This window comes from Alteromonas sp. 5E99-2, from assembly GCF_017368475.1.
Classification (GTDB): domain Bacteria; phylum Pseudomonadota; class Gammaproteobacteria; order Enterobacterales; family Alteromonadaceae; genus Alteromonas_F.
The window spans coordinates 35,877-43,160 of the sequence record NZ_JAFNJE010000017.1 but is presented as its reverse complement, the minus strand read 5'-3'; the positions used below and the strand labels follow the sequence as shown (position 1 = coordinate 43,160).

The following is a 7,284-nucleotide window of genomic DNA, read 5'->3' as shown; positions in this document are numbered from 1 at the left end:
GCTGTTGTTTTACCCGCATGATGTCAGCACCATAGGTTAAATCAACTTCACTGCCTAAACGGGTAATGTTGGTGGGTTTGTTAAAGACGTTGTAGGTGACTTCTCGGGTATTATTTCTATGCGTGAGGTTACCTTTACTGTCATAATCAAAGGTGGCTGTGCCGCCTTGTTTTAACGCAACAGAATTGAGTTTATGACTGTTAGCAACATACTTATAGGCACTATTGGAATTTGTTGAGTAATCGGTTTTCTTAAGCAAGTTACCCACAGCATCATAGCCATAATCAATTCCTATGGAGGTTGCGCCCTTGCTTATTGATGAATGAGTTAAGCGGTGCAAGCTGTCGTAACTATAGTTTTCTGTGGCGTAAATACTACTTACGCTATTGCGGATGCTTTTTATATAGGCCAAAGCGCACCGAAAAGAGGTCAACCAGCCTAGACTTTAAATAAAAACCCTTTAATCTAAGTTTACTTTGCTCAAAAAGGAACATAGATTGTGAAGAAATTAACCCTTGCCAGTGTACTAGGTGTATTTGTGTCGATTACCGCATGTAATGAAAAAGCCTCCCAGCCTGAACCAGAAGCTGCATTTACCTACCCCACTACGAAAAAACAAGACGTAGTTGATGTGTATTTCGACGAGAAGGTTGCTGATCCTTATCGTTGGTTAGAAGATGATCGCAGTGAAAAAACCGCACAGTGGGTTAAAACGCAAAATGCCCTTACTCAAAGTTTCCTCGAAGGCATACCTTACAAGCAAAAAATTAGTCAAACCCTAAGCGATCTAATTAACTATGAAAAAGTAGGTACGCCTTTTAAAGAAGGCAACTATATCTATATTTATAAAAACGACGGCCTCCAGAACCAATATGTCCTATACCGCAGTAAAAGTGATAGCGTTACGGATAATGAACTGGAAGTCTTTCTCGACCCCAACACATTCAGTGAAGACGGCACTAAATCTATGTCTAACGTGTCTTTTTCTGAAGACGGCGGTTTAGCCGCATATCAAACGTCTGACGGCGGTAGTGATTGGCGCGAAATTGTCATTGTCGATACCGAGACTAAACTGCCTGTGAGCGAACCGCTCATCGATGTAAAGTTCAGTGGCATAAGCTGGGTGGGTAACGACGGCTTTTATTATTCCAGTTATGATAAGCCCGACGGTAGCGAACTGAGTGCCAAAACCGATCAGCATAAGCTTTATTACCACAAAATAGGTACGCCTCAAGCTGACGATATTGCTGTTTTTGGTCATACCGATGCGCAAAAGCACCGCTACGTAGGTGCCACAGTAAGTGAAGACAATCGCTACTTATTAATTTCAGCCAGCGTATCGACGTCGGGTAACAAACTTTATTTACAAGATTTATCAAAGCCCGATGCGCCACTTGTGACGGTTCTTGACCATACGGATTCGGACACTTATTTACTGCATAATACCGACGACACACTGTTTTTCATCACCAACCTAAATGCGCCGAATAGTAAAATCGTAAAAGTGAATGCGAATGCTCCTACGCCAGATAAATGGGAAGATTTGATCCCAGAAACAGAGAATGTGTTAGAACCTTCTTTTGCCGGAAACTCCATTTTTGCCCTTTATATCGTAGACGCAACAACTCAAGTGAAGCAGTACTCCCTTGAAGGAAAGTTAATCCGTAACATCGAACTTCCAGGAATAGGTTCTGCTGGCGGGTTTAATGGTAAAACCAACGACGAAACTACGTTTTTCCGTTTTACAAATTATAAAACCCCGTCAACGAGTTATTCTTTTGATATTGCTACAGGCAAAACTGAGGTATTCAATCAACCTAAAACGGCCTTTAAACCGGATAACTTTGTGTCTAGCCAAGTGTTCTATACATCTAAAGATGGCACTAAAGTGCCTATGATGATCACTCATCACAAAGATACAAAGCTAGATGGTAGTAACCCAACCATACTGTATGGGTATGGCGGCTTTAATATTAGCCTTACGCCAAGTTTTAGAGCTACAGTCGCTGCTTGGCTAGAACTTGGTGGTGTTTATGCTGTTGCCAATATTCGCGGTGGTGGCGAATACGGTAAAGAATGGCACGATGCCGGCACACAAATGAAAAAGCAAAACGTTTTTGATGACTTCATTGCCGCTGCCGAATACCTAATAGACACCAAATATACCAGCTCAGACTACTTGGCGCTTAATGGCGGATCGAATGGCGGTTTACTCGTCGGTGCGGTTATGACTCAGCGTCCTGACATGTTTAAAGTAGCCATTCCTCAAGTAGGAGTATTAGACATGCTTCGCTACCACACCTTTACTGCCGGTGCAGGTTGGGCATATGACTATGGTACATCAGAGCAAAGCAAAGAGATGTATGAATACCTAAAAGCCTATTCTCCTGTGCACAATGTAAAAGAAGGTGTTCAGTATCCTGCGACGCTTATTACTACTGCCGATCACGATGATAGAGTAGTCCCTGCTCATTCATTTAAATTTGCAGCAGAATTGCAAAGTAAGCAAACAGGGCCAAACCCAACGATGATCAGAATTGAAAGTGACGCAGGTCATGGTGCAGGTACGCCCACGAGCAAAGTTATCGAGCAGTTCACCGATATATACGGCTTCATCTTATACAATATGGGTATTGAATCTCTATAAGCTTAGACTCGCCTAAATGAATAAAACGCCGATAGCTCTCTATCGGCGTTTTTTATGCTAAGGACACAGGTAAATAAAGTTTGACGTCGAATTGCTCATCTTCAGATAAAAAATGATTTTTTACGTATTGTGCAATTATTGGGGTTGTTTGCAATTTATACCCTGATTTAGGTAGCCAATCCTCAAGAATACGGGTTAGCCAAGGAACCAGCTCACCGTATTGGCCTTGTAATCGAAAAGCCACATGAAGTCCTCCAGGAATGATCATTTGATCAACCTTACTTTGCTTAGGCATAGGTTTATCAATAGCCAAACAAGCAACATAACGGCATTGTTCTAAGTTAACCCAGGCTGGATTAGAGTGATGTAAACCGATTTGCAATGCATTGTCATAAATACCTTGTTGAATGGCCCATGCTTTCAATAATGACCATGCCTTAGTAATTGATCGTCCATATCCCTGATGCCGAATATAAACCGTATATTGGTTCGGCAGTTCTACTACGGTCGGTGTTGGTAACGAAGCTTTTTTCACCTGTTCTGCCCCCCATATGATTTCGGGTTCGGTTAAGTAAGGTGAATGTTCCGGTTGCACCTCTTTTCGCCGCCATTGTCCCGGCGTCATACCAAACTGAGCCTTAAATACGTGATTAAAAGAGGACAAAGACACAAAACCACACTTTTCTGCAACGGTTAGTATGCTGTTTTCAGTATCAAACATAAGCTGATTTGCCGCATGCTCTAATCGAGTGCGTCGAATATAGCGGTTAACAGACTCTCCTACACTTTGCTTAAACACTCGATGAAAGTGTTGCTCAGAATAGGCAGCGATGTGAGCCAGCTTTTTCGCAGTCAGTGGCGACGCGATATCGCGATGAATATGATAGAGCACGTCATTAATTCTAGGGTTTTGTTTACTATTCATAATTCAATCAAATACAGCATAAATCAACAAATAGATTAGCATATATCAACAACAATTTAATACACTATACCGTTAGTCTACACCCAGAATTTTATATCATTGCTGTTGATACTATGCGCGTTAGCCATTCATTAAAAAATATTCGTCCATCTTATATACGAGAAATCTTAACCGAAGCTAAAAAGCCCGGTGTAATTTCTTTGGCGGGAGGGCTTCCCGCCACAGAATTTCTTCCTGTAGATTTATTTGAATCCGCACTTAAATCAATTGCTGACGAGCCTGAGCTCTATCAATACGGTGAAACATTGGGTCATCGCCCGTTAATCGATTACTTGCAAGAAAATTCATCGGTAGCAAACCATAAAACCATGATTTGCAGCGGCTCTCAGCAAGGGCTAGATTTGATTGCCAGAGCATTTTTGAATAAAGACGATACCATAGTGCTAGAAGCACCAAGCTACTTGGGTGCGTTGCAAGTGTTTGAACTCACCCAAGCTAATATCGAAGCGGTAACACAGCAGGCTGACGGCCCCGATTTAAATGCATTAGAGCAGTTGTTCACCACCAAAGATGTTCAATTCTTTTATGGCGTACCGGATTTCCACAACCCAACAGGGGTTAGCTGGTCTACACAAAAACGCGAAGGCGTAGCGGCCCTATGTAAAAAACACAACGTATTCTTTATTGAAGATGCTCCCTATAGAGAGCTTCAATTTGGCGATAATATGGCGCCATTGGTGTCGTCATTTTGTCCCGAAAAAAGCGTGTTGTTACAGTCATTTTCTAAATCGGTTACGCCTGGCATTCGGTTAGCTAGCGTCAGTGCGTCTGAGTGGGTCATTGACGAACTTATAAAGTTAAAACAAGCCGCTGACTTACACAGTGCTCTGCCACTACAAGCAGCCTTGTTGCACGTACTTCAGCACGCTGACTACCCATCCCACTTAAAGAATGTTTGCGCTAAATATGAGTCCAGATACCAATTTATTGCAAAAAAACTTGAAGCGCTAAAACAATATGGATGTACATTTAACACAGTGGAAGGAGGTATGTTCATTTGGTTGGCATTAACCGACCTCGACGATAACCTTGTTGCCAAAAAGTTATTAGAGCAAGGTGTTTGTGTTGTACCAGGAAGTGTTTTCTATCCGCAGGGCTGTGAATCGAAACCAGCGCTTAGGTTGAATTTTAGTTACTGTAACCCTGAGCAATTGAGTACCGCCATTGGCGTTATTGAAAAGACGCTAAAGGAATTCTGCTAAAAAGCTATGCTGATAAAACAGAATGTATATTTTCAACTAATAGGTTTTCAACCATGTCTATGAAACAAAAAAATTCGGACACACTTTCTATTCAGAAAATAGTCGACGCTTTAGAACTAGAAGCTCATATAGAAGGTGGCTATTACAAACAAACATTTAAAGCCTCGGATTCAAGAGAAATCAGCACTCCTGAAGGCCAGCGAGTGACCATGACATCAATTTACTACTTGCTCACCCGCGCCGAGCCAATAGGTCATTTTCATAAAAACAAATCCGATATCATGCATTATTTCCATGCCGGAGACCCGATTACTTATTATTTAATCTACCCTTGCGGTCGACTTGAAGAACATGTTTTAGGCTCAGATTTCACCTTAGGCCAGAAATTTCAACTGATTGTTCCTGGAGGTGTATGGAAAGCATCAACAATTGGAACTAAGGCTAATCATGGATATGGGTTGATTGGCGAAGCGGTCGCTCCTGGCTTTGAATATGAAGACATGGCGCTAGGCGATACTCAAGAACTCATCAACGAATTCCCCAAGCACAAAAAGCTAATCACAGATTTAAGCAGAAATAGAAAACTATAATATTCTAAGCTTTTGATTTAGTGATATTTATCGACATCAACATTTCATCAAAAACCGCGTCTAAATCGATGAATTTTTCTGTAGTAGTAAACACACTCATGCTTGAATCCACGCTGGGAACATTATGTTGTCCCTCATGAAATACCGTATTGTCGAGCTCTGTTTGAACACGGTCAAAAAACTGTTTTGCACTTTGCTCTTCAATATTATGCAAGCACAACACGAACTGCTCTGGACCAAACCGGCCTAAAATATCGTTAGCTCTGGTTACCTTTTGTAAAGACCGTGCAATTTGCCTGATAACCCTATCACTGCTAGTTGCTCCAAGTACTCGATTTAACTCTCTAAAATTCCCCAAATCAAAGATAGCAATGGCGTTGGTTCTTCCCCACTCAGGTACGTCTACCTTACCTATTCGATTTACTGCAGTTCTAGAGTTTAATAACTCAGTGACAGGATCAATTGCCATTCTTGCCAGTTGTTTTTTGCGTAAAATATACACCAAAACAATAATTCCAAAAGCAAGGCCAACAAAGCCACCAGCAATCCAGTACTGTCTAATTTTTCGCTCTAATTCTATTTCTTTTTCTAATGCTTCTATTTGGCTATACAATTTCGCAACGCCAAGTATTCCAGCAGAATCTTGAGACGTATAATAGCGTTTAAATACTGCTTTTTCGAAAATATCTAAGGCTGAAAGAGCCTCTTCTTTTTGGTCCAGAAGAATATGCATTTGCACTTTCAAGCTCCAAAAGAATTGACTGTTTTCAAAAGGTAAGTATTGATTATTTTTTATATAATCATCGATACACGGAATGTCTAGCTCGTCTACACAAATAGCAACGCCATACCAAGCGACCACCGCATTGATATAAGAGTTAGATAACGGTTCTGCGTATTTAACCAATTCTGGGAGTATCAACTTCATTTCGTTGAAATTACCAGTTCGATAGTAATAACTACTCAACGCGTGAAAGTAATAAAAGTTACTTAACGGCGTATTGATTGTTTTATTAATTCTTTCAAATTCTTGAATTGAATCATGTGCTTGTTGAATTTTTCCACTAGCCAACTGTGCCGTTACAGCGCTAATTAAGAAACTAATTTTTTCAGTTCCTTCAGCTTCCTCTTTGGCAAACTCGTGTGCTTTCATATACTGCTCAGCAGCAAGGGCGTATTGTTCCAATTCTTTACCGTAAACTAAACCGATATTGTTGTGGATTTGGGCAAGAATATCGTTATTTTCTGATTTAGAATATTTCTGAAGGATCCTAAATAACGCCTCTAGACGATCCGTAACACTACTTGATTTGAGGCAGTTAGTAATACGCCCTAAAGACGCACTTAAAAAAACATCACTATGTAGAGTTGGAGATGATAATTCTATGGCTTTTTCATAGAAACCACAGCGCTCAGGGGATTCTTGGGTGTCATAGCCAAAACCTATTTGATAAATTGCCGACGCATAAAAATACGATGTCTTGTCAATTTCAGGCTTCTCAATTTGGCTTTTTAAAATATCAATCGCTTCGATAACTCGCCCTTCACACATAAATAGGTGTGTTTTTTCTACAGACAAATTAAATAACTGATTTTCTGTTAAGTCATCTCTACTTAAATATTCATCAAGCGTTGCTAACGTATTTGCATCAGGACAACTGTACGTATCGGTTCTATTTTCGGTTATAAATCCATCGACATCCACATTTCCATAAGCCGTGCTATGGAATATAAAACAGTTAAAACAAAGGAAGTATAGTGCTTTAAGGAAAGAGTGTGACTGCATGGAAAATGGATTTTGCTTATAAAACATGTAACAACAACCTAACACTTCAATGAATAAAAAGCTTTAATTTTTGA

At 40.4% G+C, this 7,284-nt stretch carries 5 protein-coding genes and 1 pseudogene; 3 read left to right on the top strand and 3 right to left on the bottom strand.

Features of this window, described 5'->3' with window-relative positions; translation table 11 throughout:
* Positions 1-412 (bottom strand): annotated as a pseudogene (locus tag J3L16_RS15140) (hypothetical protein); the annotation flags it as partial.
* A 126-nt stretch (positions 413-538) separates the two neighbouring features.
* Between J3L16_RS15140 and J3L16_RS15135 the strand changes: the two are divergent.
* Positions 539-2,647 (top strand): prolyl oligopeptidase family serine peptidase, encoded by a 2,109-nt coding sequence (locus J3L16_RS15135; protein ID WP_347564691.1) that lies wholly within the window; start codon positions 539-541, stop codon positions 2,645-2,647.
* Positions 2,648-2,699: 52 nt separating this feature from the next.
* Here J3L16_RS15135 and J3L16_RS15130 read toward each other — a convergent pair whose 3' ends face one another.
* Entirely contained in the window at positions 2,700-3,572 is an 873-nt protein-coding gene (locus tag J3L16_RS15130) for an AraC family transcriptional regulator (RefSeq protein ID WP_207613844.1), read from the bottom strand.
* A 113-nt stretch (positions 3,573-3,685) separates the two neighbouring features.
* On the opposite strand from J3L16_RS15130, the gene J3L16_RS15125 reads away from it, so the two are divergent.
* Entirely contained in the window at positions 3,686-4,834 is a 1,149-nt protein-coding gene (locus J3L16_RS15125; RefSeq protein ID WP_207613843.1) for a PLP-dependent aminotransferase family protein, read from the top strand.
* A gap of 53 nt (positions 4,835-4,887) precedes the next feature.
* Positions 4,888-5,424 (top strand): cupin domain-containing protein, encoded by a 537-nt coding sequence (locus J3L16_RS15120; protein ID WP_207613842.1) that lies wholly within the window; start codon positions 4,888-4,890, stop codon positions 5,422-5,424.
* Positions 5,425-5,428: 4 nt separating this feature from the next.
* Here the strand turns inward: J3L16_RS15120 and J3L16_RS15115 are convergent, their stop codons facing one another.
* Entirely contained in the window at positions 5,429-7,237 is a 1,809-nt protein-coding gene (locus J3L16_RS15115; RefSeq protein WP_207613841.1) for a GGDEF domain-containing protein, read from the bottom strand.
* Positions 7,238-7,284 lie beyond the last annotated feature (47 nt).